The organism is Ruegeria sp. BHSC043, from assembly GCF_059612985.1.
In genome coordinates, this window is record NZ_JBXWRS010000006.1 from 23,004 (window position 1) to 39,800 (window position 16,797).

The 16,797-nt window shown below is 62.6% G+C and carries 20 protein-coding genes and 1 tRNA gene; 13 read left to right on the plus strand and 8 right to left on the minus strand.

The features are described from left to right. Window positions 1-5: 5 nt before the first annotated feature. The 7 genes from AC2FMM_RS11105 to AC2FMM_RS11135 form a co-directional block, all read right to left on the minus strand. Window positions 6-779 carry an ABC transporter ATP-binding protein gene (locus tag AC2FMM_RS11105; protein ID WP_496796579.1) on the minus strand — a complete coding sequence of 258 codons (774 nt, stop codon included), beginning with the start codon at window positions 777-779 and terminating at the stop codon, window positions 6-8. Then, a complete protein-coding gene (locus AC2FMM_RS11110; protein WP_496796580.1) occupies window positions 776-1,540 on the minus strand; it encodes an ABC transporter ATP-binding protein in 765 nt (254 codons plus the stop codon). Before AC2FMM_RS11110 ends, AC2FMM_RS11105 begins: the two co-directional genes overlap by 4 nt. Beyond that, window positions 1,537-2,634: a branched-chain amino acid ABC transporter permease gene (locus tag AC2FMM_RS11115; RefSeq protein WP_496741195.1), complete on the minus strand. Its 1,098-nt coding sequence runs from the start codon at window positions 2,632-2,634 to the stop codon at window positions 1,537-1,539. Before AC2FMM_RS11115 ends, AC2FMM_RS11110 begins: the two co-directional genes overlap by 4 nt. Before the next feature lie 4 nt (window positions 2,635-2,638). Next, a complete protein-coding gene (locus tag AC2FMM_RS11120; protein ID WP_170450009.1) occupies window positions 2,639-3,514 on the minus strand; it encodes a branched-chain amino acid ABC transporter permease in 876 nt (291 codons plus the stop codon). A 79-nt stretch (window positions 3,515-3,593) separates the two neighbouring features. Beyond that, entirely contained in the window at window positions 3,594-4,622 is a 1,029-nt protein-coding gene (locus AC2FMM_RS11125) for an alcohol dehydrogenase catalytic domain-containing protein (RefSeq protein WP_496796581.1), read from the minus strand. Between the two features lie 228 nt (window positions 4,623-4,850). Then, window positions 4,851-5,369, minus strand: coding sequence for a hypothetical protein (locus tag AC2FMM_RS11130; RefSeq protein ID WP_496711106.1), 519 nt, complete (start codon window positions 5,367-5,369; stop codon window positions 4,851-4,853). Window positions 5,370-5,581: 212 nt separating this feature from the next. Continuing rightward, window positions 5,582-5,671 (minus strand) — tRNA-Ser (locus AC2FMM_RS11135). 123 nt (window positions 5,672-5,794) lie between these two features. Between AC2FMM_RS11135 and AC2FMM_RS11140 the strand changes: the two genes are divergently transcribed. From AC2FMM_RS11140 to AC2FMM_RS11180, 9 genes are all read left to right on the plus strand, one after another. Next, window positions 5,795-6,637 (plus strand): DUF2059 domain-containing protein, encoded by an 843-nt coding sequence (locus AC2FMM_RS11140; RefSeq protein ID WP_496796582.1) that lies wholly within the window; start codon window positions 5,795-5,797, stop codon window positions 6,635-6,637. After that, complete coding sequence (locus AC2FMM_RS11145) at window positions 6,637-7,446, plus strand: DUF2059 domain-containing protein (protein WP_496796583.1); 810 nt, start codon at window positions 6,637-6,639, stop codon at window positions 7,444-7,446. The genes AC2FMM_RS11140 and AC2FMM_RS11145 overlap by 1 nt, the downstream gene beginning before the upstream one ends. A gap of 209 nt (window positions 7,447-7,655) precedes the next feature. Beyond that, window positions 7,656-8,267 carry a 50S ribosomal protein L21 gene (locus AC2FMM_RS11150; protein ID WP_496689267.1) on the plus strand — a complete coding sequence of 204 codons (612 nt, stop codon included), beginning with the start codon at window positions 7,656-7,658 and terminating at the stop codon, window positions 8,265-8,267. A gap of 11 nt (window positions 8,268-8,278) precedes the next feature. Then, on the plus strand, window positions 8,279-8,548 hold the full coding sequence (gene rpmA, locus AC2FMM_RS11155) for a 50S ribosomal protein L27 (RefSeq protein WP_005983052.1): 270 nt from the start codon (window positions 8,279-8,281) through the stop codon (window positions 8,546-8,548). A 95-nt stretch (window positions 8,549-8,643) separates the two neighbouring features. Then, window positions 8,644-9,252, plus strand: a complete 609-nt coding sequence (locus AC2FMM_RS11160; RefSeq protein WP_496796584.1) for a LysE family translocator — start codon at window positions 8,644-8,646, stop codon at window positions 9,250-9,252. Beyond that, entirely contained in the window at window positions 9,249-9,785 is a 537-nt protein-coding gene (locus AC2FMM_RS11165) for a GNAT family N-acetyltransferase (protein ID WP_093962048.1), read from the plus strand. The genes AC2FMM_RS11160 and AC2FMM_RS11165 overlap by 4 nt, the downstream gene beginning before the upstream one ends. 37 nt (window positions 9,786-9,822) lie before the next feature. Beyond that, the gene (obgE, locus tag AC2FMM_RS11170) at window positions 9,823-10,857 is read left to right on the plus strand and encodes a GTPase ObgE (RefSeq protein WP_005983058.1); all 1,035 of its coding nucleotides are present in this window, start codon (window positions 9,823-9,825) and stop codon (window positions 10,855-10,857) included. After that, window positions 10,845-11,951 (plus strand): glutamate 5-kinase, encoded by a 1,107-nt coding sequence (proB, locus tag AC2FMM_RS11175; protein WP_496682943.1) that lies wholly within the window; start codon window positions 10,845-10,847, stop codon window positions 11,949-11,951. The genes obgE and proB overlap by 13 nt, the downstream gene beginning before the upstream one ends. Window positions 11,952-12,002: 51 nt before the next feature. After that, window positions 12,003-13,265 (plus strand): glutamate-5-semialdehyde dehydrogenase, encoded by a 1,263-nt coding sequence (locus AC2FMM_RS11180; protein WP_496796585.1) that lies wholly within the window; start codon window positions 12,003-12,005, stop codon window positions 13,263-13,265. A gap of 9 nt (window positions 13,266-13,274) precedes the next feature. Here the strand turns inward: AC2FMM_RS11180 and AC2FMM_RS11185 are convergent, their stop codons facing one another. Then, window positions 13,275-13,871 (minus strand): histidine phosphotransferase family protein, encoded by a 597-nt coding sequence (locus tag AC2FMM_RS11185; protein ID WP_496682948.1) that lies wholly within the window; start codon window positions 13,869-13,871, stop codon window positions 13,275-13,277. A gap of 46 nt (window positions 13,872-13,917) precedes the next feature. Here AC2FMM_RS11185 and AC2FMM_RS11190 point away from each other — a divergent pair, with 46 nt between their 5' ends. The 4 genes from AC2FMM_RS11190 (at window position 13,918) to rpsB (ending at window position 16,753) form a co-directional block, all read left to right on the plus strand. Further along, window positions 13,918-14,100 (plus strand): DUF3553 domain-containing protein, encoded by a 183-nt coding sequence (locus AC2FMM_RS11190; RefSeq protein WP_496682951.1) that lies wholly within the window; start codon window positions 13,918-13,920, stop codon window positions 14,098-14,100. A gap of 108 nt (window positions 14,101-14,208) precedes the next feature. Further along, entirely contained in the window at window positions 14,209-14,964 is a 756-nt protein-coding gene (gene olsB / locus AC2FMM_RS11195) for an L-ornithine N(alpha)-acyltransferase (RefSeq protein ID WP_496796586.1), read from the plus strand. Continuing rightward, entirely contained in the window at window positions 14,951-15,805 is an 855-nt protein-coding gene (gene olsA / locus AC2FMM_RS11200) for a lyso-ornithine lipid O-acyltransferase (RefSeq protein WP_496796587.1), read from the plus strand. The genes olsB and olsA overlap by 14 nt, the downstream gene beginning before the upstream one ends. Window positions 15,806-15,973: 168 nt before the next feature. Then, entirely contained in the window at window positions 15,974-16,753 is a 780-nt protein-coding gene (gene rpsB, locus AC2FMM_RS11205; RefSeq protein WP_490360883.1) for a 30S ribosomal protein S2, read from the plus strand. The last annotated feature ends 44 nt before the right edge of the window (window positions 16,754-16,797 follow it).

The window sequence follows — 16,797 nt, forward strand, 5'->3', positions numbered from 1 at the left end:
CCGGCTCACCTCCACGTCTTTTTGCGTTTCCAGCGGCGGTTTTCCCGCGCGCCTTCCTCCTGCACGCCCAGATAGAAGTTCTGGATGTCCTCGGACCGCATCAGCACGTCGGCGGGGCCGTCCATCACGATGCGCCCGACCTCCATGACATAACCATGATCGGCCAGTTCCAGCGCGGCGTTGGCGTTCTGCTCGACCAGCATCATGGTCATGTTTTGCTCGTCGTTCAAACGTCTGAGGATGCCAAAGATCTCTTGGACCAGCAGCGGCGACAGGCCCAGCGAGGGTTCGTCCAGCAGCATGATGCATGGGTTGGCCATCAGGCCGCGGCCGATGGCCAGCATCTGCTGCTGCCCACCCGACAAAGTGCCGGCCTCTTGATTGCGGCGTTCCTTCAGGACCGGGAAGTAAGAAAACACCAACTCGCGGTCGCGCTCGATCTGGGCCTTGTCGTGCAGGGTATAGGCCCCCAGGCTGAGGTTTTCGTTCACCGTCAGCAGCGGGAACACCTCGCGCCCCTCGGGCACATGCACGATGCCCTTCTGGACGATCTTGTGCGGCTCTAACCCTTGGATTTCCTCGCCGTCGAAGGTGATGGTTCCCTTTTCCGGGTCCATCACGCCCGAGACGGTCTTCATCAGCGTCGTCTTGCCCGCCCCGTTGGCGCCCAGGATCGAGACGATCTGGCCCGGGTGCACGTCCAGCGACACGCCGCGGATCGCCATGATCGGGCCATAGAAGCTTTCGATGTTGCGGATGCTCAGAATCGGTGCGCTCATGAGGCTTTCCCCAGATAGGCTTCGACGACGGCGGGGTGCGATTGCACCTGCGCCGGTGTCCCTAGGGCCAGTTTCGCCCCATCGGCCATGGCCAGGACCCGGTCGGATACGCCCGAGACCAGCCCCATGTCATGTTCGACCATCAGCACTGTGATCCCCATCTGCCGCCGGATGTCGTCGATCCACCAGCGCATGTCGGTGGTTTCTTCGACCGACAGCCCCGAGGCCGGTTCATCCAGCAGCAGCAGCTTGGGGTCAGTGGCCAGCGCGCGCGCGACCTCGACCACCTTGCGGACGCCGTAGGGCAGGCCGGCGATCATCTTGTCGCGATAGGCCTGCAGGTCGAGGAAATCGATGATCTCTTCAACCTTCTCGCGGTTCTCCAGCTCTTGCCGGCGGGCCGAGGGAGTAAAGAATACCTCAGACAGCAGGTTGGTACGCCGGTGGCGGTGCCGCCCGACCAGCAGGTTCTGCAACACGGTTGCATGATCGAACAGTTCGATGTTCTGGAAGGTGCGCGCCACGCCATAGGCGGCCACGCCCGAGGGCTTGACCTGCAGCAGATCGTGCCCGTCGAACCGGATCTGGCCCGCGTATGGGTCGTAAAAGCGCGAGATCAGGTTGAACACCGTGGATTTGCCCGCCCCGTTCGGGCCGACGATGGCAAAGACCTCGCCTTCCTCGACCGAAAAGGACAGGTCGTTCACCGCCGTCAGGCCACCGAATTTCAGGGTGACGTTCTCGAATTCCAGCAGGCTCATCTCAGGCGCTCCGTCTTGAGATAGGATTTCTGCCGCTTGAACATGTCCTTGCGGTAGAAGGGGAACAGCTCGAACCAGGTGCGGATTTTCAGCCAGCGACCATAGATGCCCATCGGCTCGAACAGGATGAACCCGATCAGGATCATGCCGAAGATGCCGAATTCCAGCCCCGGAATGGCGACGGTTCCGCCACCGAACAGGGCGCCTGCATATTCCTTGGCGATCGACAGGAACTGCGGCAGAAACCCGATGACGATGGCGCCCAGAAACGCGCCGTGGATCGAGCCCAGCCCGCCGATCACGATCATCATCAGCAGCTGGATCGAGATCACCACGCTGAAGGTTTCGTTGTTGAAGGCCCCGGCATAGAGGCCCATCAGCGCACCCGCCCATCCGGTAACGGCGCAAGACAGGGCGAAGGACACTGTCTTGGTGCGCGCGATGTCGATGCCCATCGCCTGCGCGGACACTTCCGAGTCACGCACCGCGATGAAGCTGCGCCCCAGCGGCGTACGCAAAAGGTTGATATAGCCCAGCGTGACCAGAACCGTGACGGCCAGCACCAGCCAGTAGAACTGCTCGGGCGTGCCCCAACGATCGACCAGATGGCCGAATATTTCGACTCCGCCCATGTACTTGCCCGCCACGCCGCCGGTGATTGGTTCGGCAAGAACGATGAGGTCGTCCATCAGGATCGACAGAGCCAGGGTGAAGATCGCCAGATAGATGCCGTGCAGCCGCAGGGCAGGAATGGCGACCGTGACCCCGGCGATGCCGGTCAGAATGCCGGCCAGCGGAAATGCCACCAGAAACGGCACGCCGGCCTCGATCAGGATCACGTTGGCATAACAGCCAAAGGCCAGAAACGCCGCGTGGCCCAGGCTGGCCTGGCCGGTATGCCCGGTCAGGATCATCAGGCCCAGCCCGGCGATGGCCCAGATCAGAACGTTCGTCAGCTCTCCCAGATAGAACGCGTCCAGCCACCAAGGCGCGGCAATGACTACCGCCAGCAGGATCAGATAGAGCGACAACTGGTATCCGTCCTTCCACGGGCGGATGTCCTGCATGTAGTCGGTTTTGAAAACGATCCTCATGCGCTCAGACCTTCTTGACCCGGACCTGGCTGAACAGGCCGTGCGGACGGAAGATCAGCACCGCCAGCAACAGCGCGTAAGGCGCGATCTGGCTGTAGCCCGCGGCGATGTAGCGGCTGGCGAAGGGTTCGATCACGCCGACGATCAGGCCGCCCGCCAAGGCTCCGGGCAGGCTACCGAACCCGCCGATGACTGCCGCCGCAAAGGCCTTGATCCCCAGCAGCCCGGTGGTTGGATCGACCGAGCCCTTGGCGGCAAACAGGATGCCCGCGATTCCGGCCACGACACCGGCCAGCCCCCAGATGAAACCCTGCACACGCTTGACCGGCACCCCCATGTAATAGGCTGCCAGCTGGTTCTGCGAGGCGCCTTGCATCGCCAGACCCAGCTTGGTCTTGCTGAAAAACACGTAGAGCGCCCAGGTCAGCAGCACGGTCACGACGATGACCGCCACGTCCTCCATCCCCAGAACCAGGCCGCCAAAGCGGACCTCCTTGCCGGCCAGCGGATTTTCCAACGTCTGCGGCTCGTGGCCCCAGATCAGCCCGGCGACAAAGCGGATCACGAAGCCCAGGGCGATGGTCAGGATGACCACGGCGGTCTGGCTTTCTCCGAACAGGCGGCGGATGATCAGCCGATCCAGCAGATACCCCAGCGCGCCCATGATCCCCAGCGAGATGGGTAGGGCCAGCCAGAAGGGCAGGCCCATATATTCGGTATTGGTCAACCCGATGGTGACGAAGGCGCCCAGCATCATGAAATCGCCCTGGGCGAAGTTCACCGCTTCGGTCGCCTTGTAGATCAGCACGAAGCCAAGCGCGATCAGGCCGTAGACACAGCCATTCGCCAGCCCGCTGATCAGCAGCTGTGCGTTGTCCAAATTCTCCTCCCAATTGCCGGTTGGCCCGGCGTCTTTTGCGCACCCCGGATCTCCTCCAATCTCCGGGGGGCTTATTCTACTATGGCGTGATGATGACCTTCCCGTCACTCTTTTTCAGCGCATCGGCCAGGCCCGATAGGATGTTCCGTAGCGACAGTTGCGCGGACACGTCGGTTTTCCAGCGTCCGTCGGCAAACCGGGCCTGCACTTCGGCCACCACGCGCATCTGGTCCTCGGGCGGCGTGGACATCATCCACTGAGTCAGCCAGAACCCTTCGATCCGCTTGCTCATGAAAATCAATTGCCCCATCTGGGTCAGTCGCGGGGCCTCGGTGCTCAGCTTGCCATAGCTGACCCAGCGCGCGCCGTTGGGCATGGCGCAGAAGATCTGCTCGGACAGCTGGTCGCAGACCGCATCCAGAAATACGCGCGGTTTCAGGGTTGCGCTGGTCTGCGCGAATTTCTCGACAACATCGCTGTCGGTGGTCACAAGAACCTCGGCCGCGCCGTGGAATTTCAGCAATTCGACCGCCTCGGCCCGGCGAACCATGGCGATGGGCTTCAGCCCCAGATCACGCCCCAACCCGCACATCAGCTTGCCCAACTGGCTGGTTGCCGCCGATACGACAAAGGACTCTCCGGCCGATTTGGCGATATCGACCATCGCCATCGCAGTCAGCGGGTTCACGATCTGCGCGGCCCCGTCGTCATCCGAAATCTCGGCGCGCAACGGGATGCACATCTGTGCCTGGGTCAGCGCATATTCGGCCCAGGCCCCCGAACCCGAGGCGACGAAAGCCACGCGCTGGCCCATCAGCGCCTCGGCCCCTTTTCCGGTGGCGACCACGTCACCGCACCCCTCGAAGCCAGCCGGGGCGCCCTTGACGCGTGGCTGGCCGTATTCACCCTTGATGAAGTGGATGTCGGACGGGTTCACCGAAGCGGCGCGCAGACGGATCAAAACCTGACCGGGCCCCGCAGCGGGCACCGGGATTTCGACCTCGTCCAGCCAGTCCGAGGCTTGCTCGATCACAGGTCCGGTGGCGGTTTTGGCGTATCCTTCGAATTTCTGCACCACGGCGAACATGGTTTTGGGCAACTCGGTCACTTTGCTCTTCCTCTTGGGTCGTTACCCGATTGTTTGTGGCCCGTCCCAAGCGGGTGGATTGCCCGCACGCTGGGATCAACCAAGGCCACAGCCGATCAGGGCAGCCTGTTGAAGCCAAGCCAAGCAAATGCGGCCCTGTCCGTCAATCGACCCGTTCCGTTACGTTACGGAAGCCACTCGGCATGGCCGGACATCCTGGGCCAGGCTGCCGGGCGGCCCAGGAAAACCTCATTGGATCAGCAGGTTGCGTAATTCCTGCAGCTTCAGGGCGGCGGTTTCCGGGGCGGCCTTGATCTCGTCCAGAATGGCAATGACCTTGGCCTGGATGTCCTGGCTCAGCTGACTGTTGCGCACCTCGTCAACCATCTTGTCATAGTCGAACTGATCCGCGGTCAGCATGCCCTCCTGAACCCAAGCGTTGATCAGTTCGCTTCCTTGAGCCGTCAGCGCAGCCACCTGATCGCTGGTCTGATCGGCAAGGTCAGTGGCGGCCTGACCCGCCTGCTCGGCAGTTTCCGAGGCCTGCTCGACGACTGAAGACGCAGCTTCGCTGGCTTGATCTCCAGCTTCCGAAAGTGCTTGCTCTGCGGCTTCGGTCACGGCGGTCGCGGCGTCGCCGATGGCCTCTCCGGCCTGTTGCGCGGCCGATTCAAGTTTCTCGGCCGGAGTGGGTTCGGGTTGGTTCAAATACATGTAGGCGCCGACGCCTAGAACGGCGATGACGGCGACAAGGATCAGGCGGGACATCACGGGTCTCCTCTTTGGATGCATGGTATCGAGATGTGCTCAAACTAGTTGAGTTCAAAAGGGAAAACCCGTGTTTTCCTTCCCCGATCCGCGTTTGAGCCGCCGGGCGCTGATCGGCGCAGCTGGGCCGGCAAGATCACGCCGTCGCGGGAAAAGGGCGCTATCAATTCATCCACGCCGCGTACTGCAATGCGCTCTTGTATTGGGGGTAGTGGCGGAGAGACAGGGATTCGAACCCTGGGTGGGCTTGCACCCACAACGGTTTTCGAGACCGCCCCGTTCGACCACTCCGGCACCTCTCCGCGGGGGTCTGTGAGGGGGGGATTTAGTGATGATCGCCGGAGGGTGCAAGCAGAAAATTCGTCAATATCGCATCCGGCCGATTTTCCATTGCCTGAGCGGTGAAATATCCTAGGCTGAAGCCCATGCAATACTCCATTACCTTCATCGCTCGTATCACTATTTTCTCGCTGGGTCTGCTGTTTGCGCTTGGGCAGGCCGCGCAGGCCGCAAGCCGAGACCGGATTGAGGCCTTCCTGGAAACCACCGGATTCGACGTGGCGCTGGAGAGCATCGCGCTGGCGTCCGCTTCGGCGCCTCAGATGGTGGGGATCGACCCCGAGGGGTTCGGTTCGCAATGGACACGGTTGTCGGAAGAGGTGTTCGACACCGAAAAGATGCACGAAACCGCTGTGTCCATACTGGAGCAGACGCTCAGCGACGACGCCCTGACCCATGCGGTCGAGTTCTATGCCTCGGATCTGGGACAGCGACTGGTCGAGGCGGAGAACGCCTCGCACATGATCGAGGACGATGACGCCAAGCAGGCCGAGGGTCTCAGGATCGTGGCCGATCTGGTCCGAGAGGGGTCGATGCGGGTCGAGATCCTCAAGCGGATGAACAGGGCGATCGACGCCAGCGAAACGGCGCTGCGGGCGGTCCAGGAAATCCAGGTGCGTTTTCTTCTGGCTGCCAGTGCGGCCGGTGTCATCGATCTGCAACTCGACGCCGACGGCCTGCGCGCGATGATGAAGGCGAACGAGACCCAGATGCGCCAATCAATGCAGCAGTCGGCGTTGGCCAATGCCGCTTATACTTATCAAACCTTCTCGGACGCCGATCTCGAGACCTACACCCGCGCGCTCGAGCATCCGTTGATGCAGCAGGTCTATGAACTGCTCAATGCGGTGCAGTACGAGATCATGGCGAACCGGTTCGAGACGCTGGCCGCGCGGATGGCCGAGCTGCGCCCGGTTCAGGACATCTGATGCGGGTTGTTCTGACCCTGTGGCTGATCTGCGCCGGATGGGCGGCCGCCGCGGCAACGTCCGAGACGGCCGAGCGGTTGGCTGCAGCGCTGCACCTGCGCGAGGTGGCGCAGATCCTCAGCAACGAGGGCGTTCAGCAAGTCGGTGACATCGACGCGGCCACGCTGGAGGGCCGGGGCGGCTCGTATCTGCGGGCTCAGATCGAGGACCTCTATGACCCTGCGTGGATGCATGATCGGCTGATCGAGTCCCTGGCCGCCGGGATGACCGCGACCGAGATGACACAGGCGGCCGTGTTTTTCGAGGGCGAGACCGGCCGGACGGTCGTTCGGCTCGAGAATTCCGCCCGGCGGGCCTTTTCGGAAGAATCGATCCGGCAGGCGGCCTTGGACGCCCTTGCCGGGGCGGATCAGGAGGCCGAGTTCTTTCGCTTGATCGACGAATTTGTCCAGATCAATGATCTAGTGGACCAGAATGTCGCCGGCACCCTCGGCGCGGATTACGCGTTTCTGCGCGGGCTCGCCGACGGGCAGGGCGTGGTCGCGGACAGTGACCAGATGCTGGCGCAACTGCTCGAACAGGCCGGAGAAACCGAGGATGACACGCGCGAATGGCTGTCTTCATTCCTGATGTTGGCCTATGGTCCGCTTGATCCGGCGCAGCTGCGCGAAAACATCGCCTTTTCCCGGACCGAGGCCGGCCGGGCGCTGAACCGCGCGTTGTTTGCGGGGCTTGGCGACATGTACGAGGATCTTTCCTATCAGGTTGGCTTTACGGTGGGGCAGTTTCTGAACGCATCAGATCTTTAGGCGCGGTTTGGTGTTGACTTTGGGCCGGTATGCATGGATAAGCGCGCATCCCGGCCGGAACCTCCGCGCCGGGTCTCGTTATTGCTGGCCGGACGGGTGCGCCCTGATGGTCGTTCATCCGCCCGAAAAGGGCGCGCTGTTCGAGGTGGCTTTGGCCGAAACACCCGTCTGACGGGGACCACAGAACGCGGTAGAAAAAGGAAAGACGCATGTTTGCAGTCCTCAAGACTGGCGGCAAGCAGTACAAGGTTCAGGCGGGCGACGTGCTCCGCGTTGAAAAACTGGCTGCCGACGCAGGTGAAAAAGTCCAATTCAACGACGTTCTGATGCTGGGTGGCGATGCCCCCGTTGTCGGTGCGCCGTTCATCGATGGCGCGGCCGTTCAGGCAGAAGTGATCGAACAGATCAAAGGTGACAAGGTCATCAAATTCGTCAAGCGCCGCCGCAAGCACAGCTCGAAGCGCACCGTTGGCCACCGTCAAAAGCTGACCCTGGTCAAGATCACCGACATCCTGCCCTCGGGCGCGGACAAGTCGGGCGTAAAGGCCGCAACCGGTTCGGCTCCGGCAGGTGAAGTCGCGAAAGCAGCGAAACCCGCCAAAAAAGCCGCTGCCAAGGCAGAAGCCCCGGCCGCTGCTGCCGCTGACGATCTGACCAAGATCACCGGTGTTGGTCCCGCAGCTGCCAAGAAACTGGCCGAGGCCGGTATCGAAAGCTTTGCCGCTCTGGCCGCCTTGTCGGACGAGCAGATTGCTGCTATCGAAACGGTCAAAGTGAAACCCGAATGGGTTGAGCAGGCCAAAGAGCTGGCCAAAGGCTAAGGAGAGAGAGAATGGCACATAAAAAAGCTGGCGGTTCCTCCCGTAACGGCCGCGACTCAGCGGGTCGTCGCCTTGGCGTGAAACTGTATGGTGGCCAGGCTGCCGTTGCAGGCAACATCATCGTGCGTCAGCGCGGCACCAAGTTCTGGCCGGGCGAAGGCGTTGGCATGGGCAAGGATCATACCATCTTTGCAACCGTTGATGGCGCCGTGAAGTTCCACAAGGGACTGAAAAACCGCACCTTCATTTCGGTCCTGCCAGTGGCGGAGGCCGCAGAGTAAGCCGAAACCCAGAAGGTTTAAAAAAAATTCATGGGGGACCGGCACAAAGTGCCGGTCCCTTTTTCGTTTTGACGCAGATGTGATCGAAAACCCCGATGCCCGTTGCGACCACCAGTTTCCTGATCTTTGCCGCCAGCCAGGTCGGCACGCCGGGACCGGCCAACATGGTCCTGTTGGGAACGGGTGCGCGCTATGGGTTCCGCGCGGCACTGCCTTTCGTGGCGGGCGTGATTCTGGGCAAGCAGCTGATCATCTGGCCGTTGGGCTTTGGCCTTCTGCAACTGGCGGAACAGGCCCCCACCGCGTTTGCGGTTCTGAAATATGCTTCGGCGGCATATATTTGCTGGCTTGCGTGGAAAATCGCCAACCTGCGCCTGTCCCATCAGGGTACGGGGGAGGCGGTTCCGGGTTTCTGGGCCGGGTTGGTGGTGCACCCACTGAACCCCAAGGCGTGGGCGATGATCATCGCAGGGTTCACCAGTTTCGTCGCAGCGGGGACATCGGTGCTGAGTGCGACGCTCACGATCGCGCTCGTTCTGTTGACTTGCCAGTTGGTCCTGCATCCGATCTGGACCTTTGCGGGGGATAGAATTGCCCGCGTGGTTGCGGGAAGGCCGGCGGAAAAATATCTGATGTGGACTCTCGCGGGTCTGACTGTTGCATCCGTACTTTTCGTGTTGTTCGGAGGAGGAACACACCAATGAAACTTGAGGCAATCATAAATCAGCCGGTCATTGAAACCGAGCGGTTCGACCTGCGCCCGCTGCGCCGGTCGGACATGGGCCTGATCGAGCATTACGCAGGGGACGAGCGCGTGGCGCGCATGACCACGTCGATCCCGCACCCTTTGCCGCCCGGTTCGATCGAGGCTTTCGTAACCCGCGCCATGGCCGAGGATCGGGACGAGGACGTCTGGGCCATGGACGCCACCAAGGATGGCGGGCCCGAGTTGATCGGGGTGATCTCGCTCAAGCGGCTTGATCGCAACCAGTCCGAAGTGGGCTATTGGGTCGCGCCCTTGTACTGGAACACGGGCATCGCCTCGCTGGCGGTGGAAGCGCTGGTTCAGGCGAACCCGCTGGAAAACGCCACGATGTTTGCCAGCGTGTTTCAGGACAATCCCGCCTCGGCGCGTGTTCTGACCCATTGCGGGTTCCAGTATCTTGGCGATGCCGAAAGCTTCTCGGTGGCGCGCGACGCAAATGTGCCCACCTGGACGTACAGCAAAAAACTCTGACTTGTGGCCGATGGGGCCTTTGCAGTAGGGGACTGACATGAAATTTCTCGATCTTGCAAAGGTCTACATCCGGTCCGGGGCCGGCGGTAGCGGGTGCGTCAGCTTCCGACGCGAAAAGTACATCGAATACGGCGGCCCCGATGGCGGGGACGGCGGCAAGGGCGGGTCCGTCTGGGCCGAGGTCGTGGACGGGCTGAACACCCTGATCGACTTCCGTTATCAGCAGCATTTCTTTGCCAAGAACGGCCAGCCCGGCCGGGGCCAGCAGCGCACCGGCAAGGATGGCGACGACATCATTCTGCGTGTGCCCGTGGGAACCGAGATCCTGGACGAGGATCAGGAGACGGTGATCGCCGACCTGACCGAGGTGGGGCAACGTGTCCTTCTGGCGCGGGGCGGCAATGGCGGTTTTGGCAACCTGCATTTCAAATCGGCCACAAACCAGGCGCCGCGCCGGGCCAATCCGGGGCAGCCGGGCGTGGACCGTACGATCTGGCTGCGTCTGAAATTGATTGCCGATGTGGGGTTGCTGGGCCTGCCGAATGCGGGCAAATCGACCTTTCTGGCCGCCACCTCGAACGCCCGGCCCAAGATCGCCGATTATCCCTTTACCACGCTGCACCCCAATCTGGGCGTCGTCGGCGTGGACAACGTAGAGTTCGTGGTGGCCGACATTCCCGGCCTGATCGAAGGCGCGCATGAAGGCCGCGGCATCGGCGACCGTTTCCTGGGCCATGTCGAACGCTGCGCGGTGTTGCTGCATCTGGTCGATGGCACGTCTGAGACCATCGCGCAGGACTATCACACCATCATCCACGAGCTTGAGGCCTATGGCGGCGCGCTGGCCGACAAGCCCCGTATCACCGTGCTGAACAAGATTGACGCGTTGGACGAAGAACAGCTCGAACTGGCCAAGGCCGAGCTGGAAGAGGCTGTGGGTGGCCCTGTCATGACCATGTCGGGCGTCGCCCGGCAGGGCGTGACCGAAGTTCTGCGGGCCCTGCGCGCCCAGATCGACGAGAACCGCCTGCGCCAGAAACCCACCGAGGAGCGCGAGACGTGGCAGCCCTGACCGACGCAAAGCGCCTGGTGGTCAAGATCGGCTCGGCGTTGCTGGTCGATCGTGCGACCGGCAAGCTGCGTTCGGACTGGTTGCATTCGCTGGCGCAGGACGTGGCGTGGCTCAAAGGGCAGGGGACGGATGTGGTTCTGGTCTCTTCCGGTTCGATCGCCCTGGGGCGCGGTGTTCTGGGCCTGCCCGCAACCGCACTGTCGCTGGAGCAATCTCAAGCCGCTGCCGCCGTCGGGCAGATCCGGCTGGCGCGGGCCTATGAAGAGGCGTTGGCACCGCACAACATCACCACGGCGCAGGTTCTGGTGACGCTCGAAGACAGCGAGAACCGCCGCCGGTACCTGAATTCGCGCGCGACGCTGGAAACTCTGCTGGGGTTGGGTGTTGTGCCCATCGTGAACGAGAACGATACGGTGGCCACGGATGAAATCCGTTACGGCGACAATGATCGCCTAGCCGCGCAGATCGCCGTGACCGTCGGTGCGGACCAATTGATTCTGCTGTCCGATGTCGATGGATTCTACACCGGCAACCCTGCCGAGGACCTTTCTGCCACCCGGTTTGACGTGATCGACGCGATCACGCCCGAGATCGAAGCGATGGCCGGTGACGCCGGTTCGGGGCTGTCCAAGGGCGGCATGAAGACCAAGCTGATGGCCGCGCAGATGGCGACGGCGGCGGGCTGCGACATGGCGATTACGGAAGGATCGCCTTTGAACCCGCTGAAGCTGCTGAACAATGGCGCGAACAGCACTTGGTTCAAGGCCAAGCTGGACCCGCATGCGGCGCGCAAACGCTGGATCTCGGCGATGAAGCCGCGGGGCGAGATCACGGTCGATGCAGGGGCCGCGCGGGCGCTGGAGAATGGCAAAAGCCTGTTGCCGGCCGGCATCGTCGAGGTGACGGGCGATTTCGGACGGGGCGACCCGGTGGCCATCAAGGACCACGAGGGCCGACGCATGGGATTGGGGCTCAGCCGCTACACCGCGTACGAGGCCGACGCCATCAAGGGTCGCAAATCCTCCGAGATCGAGGACACCCTCGGCTATCCCGGCCGTGCGGTGATGATCCACCGTGACGATCTGGCTTTGTAGCCGCGAAAACTGATAGATTTGGCTGGTCCGACGACCGGAAAGGCAGATGACATGAAGGACTTTGACAGCATTCCCGCCCTGATGGCCGATCTTGGCAAGCGCGCCAAGGATGCGTCTCGGGACCTGGCCTTCGCCTCGGCCGAACGCAAACACGCGGCGTTGATGGCCGCCGCCGAAGCCGTGTGGAAGAAGCGCGCACAGATCATCGAGGCCAACAAGAAAGACCTGGACTATGGCCGCGAAAAGGGTCTGAGCCCGGCCATGATGGACCGTCTGATGCTGGACGAGGCGCGCATTCAGGGCATGGTCGACGGGTTGCGCACCGTGGCCGAACAGACCGATCCGGTGGGTGAGGTTCTGGCCGAATGGGACATGCCCTCGGGGCTGAACATCCGCCGGGTACGCACCCCGCTTGGCGTGATCGGCGTGATCTATGAAAGCCGCCCGAACGTGACCGCGGATGCCGGGGCGCTGTGCCTGAAATCGGGCAACGCCGTGATCCTGCGCGGCGGATCCGAGAGCTTTCATTCCTCGACCGCGATCCACGCCTGTCTGGTCGAGGGTCTGAAGGCCGCAAACCTGCCCGAGGATGCGATCCAGCTGGTCCCGACCCGTGACCGGGCGGCGGTGCAGGAATTGCTGACCATGACCGACTATGTCGACGTCATCGTTCCGCGAGGCGGCAAGGGGCTGGTCGGGCTGGTTCAGCGCGAGGCGCGGGTGCCGGTTTTTGCCCATCTTGAAGGGATCGTGCACATCTACATCGACAAGGCAGCGGATCCGCAGAAAACGCTGGACGTGGTGCTGAACGCCAAGACCCGCCGCACCGGCATCTGCGGTGCGGCAGAATGCCTGCTGGTGCATCAGGATATCGCGGAAACGCTGGGGCGCGACGTAATCGCCGCGCTGTTGGCCGCGGGCGTCGAGGTGCATGCCGCAGGTGCGCTGGCCACCGACGGCACTGTGCCGGCCAGCGATGACGATTGGGGCAAGGAGTTTCTGGACAGCATCATCGCCGCAAAACCGGTGGCCGATATCGACGCGGCAATCGCGCATATCCGCCAATACGGATCGAACCACACCGATTGCATCATGACCGAGGATCCGTCCGCCGCCGACCGCTTCTTTGAACGGGTCGACAGTGCGATCTTGATGCACAACGCCTCGACCCAGTTTGCCGACGGAGGTGAGTTCGGAATGGGCGCCGAGATCGGGATCGCCACGGGCAAGATGCACGCACGCGGCCCGGTGGGGGCGGCGCAGCTGACCAGCTTCAAATACCTGGTGCGCGGCAACGGCACGACGCGCGCCTGAGTCGCCGCGTCAAAACCGCAGCACCACGCGGGTCGCGCCCGTCTCGGCCGTGACCCGTCGGCCCTGTGCGGCCGCCGTCTGCGGCAGCAGGGCGAACTGCACCTGCGCCGGCGTAACCTTGTTGGCGAATGTGCCGGTCGGAAGGCTTTTCCACAGGTCCGGATCAACATTCATGCGGTCGGCCGTACCAGTGACCGTCCATTTGTCGCCCACGCTGTCGATCTTGACCTCGCCGCCCATCGGCATGGCGCTTTCGCAGCACATGATGGCCAGAAAGGCCAGTTTGATCTGATTGCGCGGCATCGCCTCGGTGACGTTCCAATGCACCCGGACACGGCCCGCACGCTCGACATCACGCAGCAGGTCCGTCACTTCGCTGCGGCCCAGCGGCTGATCGCTGGCCGCGCCAAAGGCCACGCGGAAGAACCGGATTCGCGCCCCGGCGCTGCCGACGCTGCCTGTGATCAGCTCCATCTCGGGGCCTTGGGTGCCGCCAACCATTTCCAACAGCTCCAGCCCATTGGTGATCGCGCCGATCGGGCTGATCAGATCGTGGCAGATCCGAGAGCCGATCAACTCGGCCAGGTTGACGTTGGTGTCGCCCATGCGTACCTCCTGAAATATCCGACCATGCACGACCCGGAGCCGCCGCATGACAGATATGAATGCCATTCTTGCACCGGGCATGTATGTCCGCCACCCCGATTTCCCCGATTGGGGTGTTGGACAGGTCCAGTCCAACATCGCGGGCAAGATCACCGTGAACTTTCGCGACCAGGGCAAAGTGGTGATTGACGGAACACGCATCGCCTTGATGCCGGTTCTTGATCCCTGAAACTGGTTTAGGAAAGGTTAACATTGCTCGCCACCCGGTTCGTGTTGCCATTCGCCGTGCGGCTGCGGTATCAGCGCTGAGATCGCAACTGGGAACCGACCTTGTCACATGCCGGACGCAGGCCTTTCATTCAAAGTCAAACTTGCCGAAACCGATGACGAACTGCGCGCTGCGCAGCGACTGCGTTATGACGTCTTCGTGCGAGAACTGGGCGGCGGTGGTGAGATGGTCGATCACGCCGAACGCCTTGAGCGCGACCGGTTCGATCCGTATTTCGATCACATGCTGGCCTATGACGACTCGACCGGTGCGGTTGTCGGCGTCTATCGCCTGCTGCCCGGAGACCGGGCGGCCGAACTGGGCCAGTTCTATTCCGAAGACGAATATGACCTGACGGTCCTGAAGCGCAGCGGGCGCAAGCTGCTGGAGCTGGGCCGGTCATGCCTGCATCCCGATTATCGCGGCGGAACCGCGATGTATCATCTGTGGAACGGGCTGGCGCGCTATGTGGCCGAGCGGGACATCGAGGTTCTGTTCGGAGTCGCCAGTTTCCACGGAACCGACGTGCAGGCGCTGGCGCAGCCCTTGTCGATGCTGCACCACAACCACCTGGCCCCGCCAGAACTGCGCGTGCGGGCGCAACCAGACGTGTTTCAAAGCATGGACCTGGTCGCCCCCGACAAGCTGGACCGCCGCGCGGCGATGGTGCAGGTGCCCGCGCTGATCAAGGCCTATCTGCGGCTGGGCGGGTTCGTTGGGGAGGGGGCCTTCATCGACCACGCCTTCAACACCACCGATGTCTGCCTGATCCTGGACACCAGGCGCATGAACGACCGGCAGAGGCGCATCTATGGCGGAGCGTGACGTGACGAACCAGGCGCTTTGGTACAGCGACGACGCCCCCGATCCGGTCCGGCTGGGCCCGCTGGGCTGGGTTCTGGTGCTGGTGCGCGGGCTGCCGTTGGCGCTGTTGGTGTTCGTTGGGCTGATCGTTCTGCTGACCATCCGCCTGTTCGAACGCCCCCTATGCGGGATACGCCGCCCGGTTTCGGCCTTTGTCCCGCAATTCGTGTCGCGCAACGCATTTCGTATCCTGGGCATCGGTTTCCAGACCTCGGGCGCGTTGATGCGACAGCACGGCGCGGTTGTGGCCAACCATTCATCGTGGCTGGACATCTTCGCGCTCAATGCCCGAAAGCGGGTGTATTTCGTGTCCAAGGCCGAGGTGGCCAAATGGCCCGGCATCGGCTTTCTAGCCCGCGCCGCCGGGACCGTGTTCATCGAACGTGACCGCAGAAAGGCCCACGCGCAGACCAAGCTGTTCGAAGAGCGCCTGAAAGCCGGGCACAAGCTGCTGTTCTTCCCAGAAGGCACCTCGACCGACGGGTTGCGGGTTCTGCCCTTCAAAACAACGCTTTTTGCGGCGTTCTTCGCCGAGGAACTGCGTGACTTCATGTATGTTCAGCCGGTGACGGTGATCTATCATGCACCAGCCGGGCAACCGGTCAGGTTCTATGGCTGGTGGGGCGACATGGATTTCGGGCCGCATCTGCTCAAGACACTGGGCGCGCGGCGTCAGGGGCGGGTCGAACTGATCTATCACGCGCCGGCCAAGGTCAGCGATTTTCCCGACCGCAAGGCGCTGGCGGCCCATTGCGAAGAGGCCATCCGCCATGCGCACGCCTTGGCGCGCCCTGAAAAATAGGGGCGGTTACCCCTTGCGTTGCCCGATATCCTGCCGTATACGCGCGCCATTCAAACCCGCAGGCGGGGTTTGGCCGTTTTGAGGGAGACATCCTCATCACGGCCGCCGGTTGGAGCAACCGCTTCTTTCACCCCCGCCAAGGCGTAAACCGGAAAAGGAAAACACAGCATGGCTCTTCCCGAGTTCACCATGCGTCAGCTGCTGGAAGCTGGCGTTCATTTCGGCCACCAGACCCAACGTTGGAACCCGCGCATGGCTCCGTACATCTACGGCGCGCGGAACGGCATCCACATCATCGACCTGACCCAGACCGTTCCGATGCTGGACCAGGCGCTGCAGGCCGTTCGTGACACCGTCGCCAAGGGCGGGCGTGTTCTGTTCGTGGGCACCAAGCGCCAGGCTGCTGGCCCGATCGCCGAAGCCGCCGAGAAATCGGCCCAATACTACATGAACCACCGCTGGCTGGGCGGCACGCTGACCAACTGGAAAACCGTTTCCCAGTCGATCCAGCGTTTGAACCAGATCGACGAAGCCATGGAATCGGGCGCCGAAGGCCTGACCAAAAAAGAGCGTCTGGGCATGGAGCGTGACCAAGCCAAGCTGCAGGCCTCGCTGGGCGGTATCCGCGAGATGGGCGGCGTTCCGGATCTGCTGTTCGTCATCGACGTCAAGAAAGAAGCCTTGGCCATTGCCGAAGCCAACAAGCTGGGCATCCCGGTCGTGGCCGTGGTTGACACCAACTGCTCGCCCGATGGCGTGGACTATGTGATCCCGGGCAACGACGACGCAGCCCGCGCGATCGCGCTGTACTGCGACCTGGCAGCACGCGCGGCGCTGGACGGCATGTCGGCGCAGCTGGGTGCCGCTGGCGTCGATCTGGGCGCATTGGAGGAAGCTCCGGCAGAAGAAGCCGTGGCCGAAACCAGCGAAGCCCCCGCCGAGGCGTAAGCTGCCTGTCACATGACTGACATATGGGGCAGGGTATGACCTGC

Excerpts from the sequence above, each read along its gene's own strand:
- AC2FMM_RS11105 (WP_496796579.1), bottom strand. The coding sequence starts at position 779 with ATGAGCGCACCGATTCTGAGCATCCGCAACATCGAAAGCTTCTATGGC.
- AC2FMM_RS11110 (WP_496796580.1), bottom strand. The coding sequence starts at position 1,540 with ATGAGCCTGCTGGAATTCGAGAACGTCACCCTGAAATTCGGTGGCCTG.
- AC2FMM_RS11115 (WP_496741195.1), bottom strand. The coding sequence starts at position 2,634 with ATGAGGATCGTTTTCAAAACCGACTACATGCAGGACATCCGCCCGTGG.
- AC2FMM_RS11130 (WP_496711106.1), bottom strand. The coding sequence starts at position 5,369 with ATGTCCCGCCTGATCCTTGTCGCCGTCATCGCCGTTCTAGGCGTCGGC.
- AC2FMM_RS11140 (WP_496796582.1), top strand. The coding sequence starts at position 5,795 with ATGCAATACTCCATTACCTTCATCGCTCGTATCACTATTTTCTCGCTG.
- AC2FMM_RS11145 (WP_496796583.1), top strand. The coding sequence starts at position 6,637 with ATGCGGGTTGTTCTGACCCTGTGGCTGATCTGCGCCGGATGGGCGGCC.
- AC2FMM_RS11150 (WP_496689267.1), top strand. The coding sequence starts at position 7,656 with ATGTTTGCAGTCCTCAAGACTGGCGGCAAGCAGTACAAGGTTCAGGCG.
- rpmA (WP_005983052.1), top strand. The coding sequence starts at position 8,279 with ATGGCACATAAAAAAGCTGGCGGTTCCTCCCGTAACGGCCGCGACTCA.
- AC2FMM_RS11160 (WP_496796584.1), top strand. The coding sequence starts at position 8,644 with ATGCCCGTTGCGACCACCAGTTTCCTGATCTTTGCCGCCAGCCAGGTC.
- AC2FMM_RS11165 (WP_093962048.1), top strand. The coding sequence starts at position 9,249 with ATGAAACTTGAGGCAATCATAAATCAGCCGGTCATTGAAACCGAGCGG.
- obgE (WP_005983058.1), top strand. The coding sequence starts at position 9,823 with ATGAAATTTCTCGATCTTGCAAAGGTCTACATCCGGTCCGGGGCCGGC.
- AC2FMM_RS11180 (WP_496796585.1), top strand. The coding sequence starts at position 12,003 with ATGAAGGACTTTGACAGCATTCCCGCCCTGATGGCCGATCTTGGCAAG.
- AC2FMM_RS11185 (WP_496682948.1), bottom strand. The coding sequence starts at position 13,871 with ATGGGCGACACCAACGTCAACCTGGCCGAGTTGATCGGCTCTCGGATC.
- AC2FMM_RS11190 (WP_496682951.1), top strand. The coding sequence starts at position 13,918 with ATGACAGATATGAATGCCATTCTTGCACCGGGCATGTATGTCCGCCAC.
- olsB (WP_496796586.1), top strand. The coding sequence starts at position 14,209 with ATGCCGGACGCAGGCCTTTCATTCAAAGTCAAACTTGCCGAAACCGAT.
- olsA (WP_496796587.1), top strand. The coding sequence starts at position 14,951 with ATGGCGGAGCGTGACGTGACGAACCAGGCGCTTTGGTACAGCGACGAC.
- rpsB (WP_490360883.1), top strand. The coding sequence starts at position 15,974 with ATGGCTCTTCCCGAGTTCACCATGCGTCAGCTGCTGGAAGCTGGCGTT.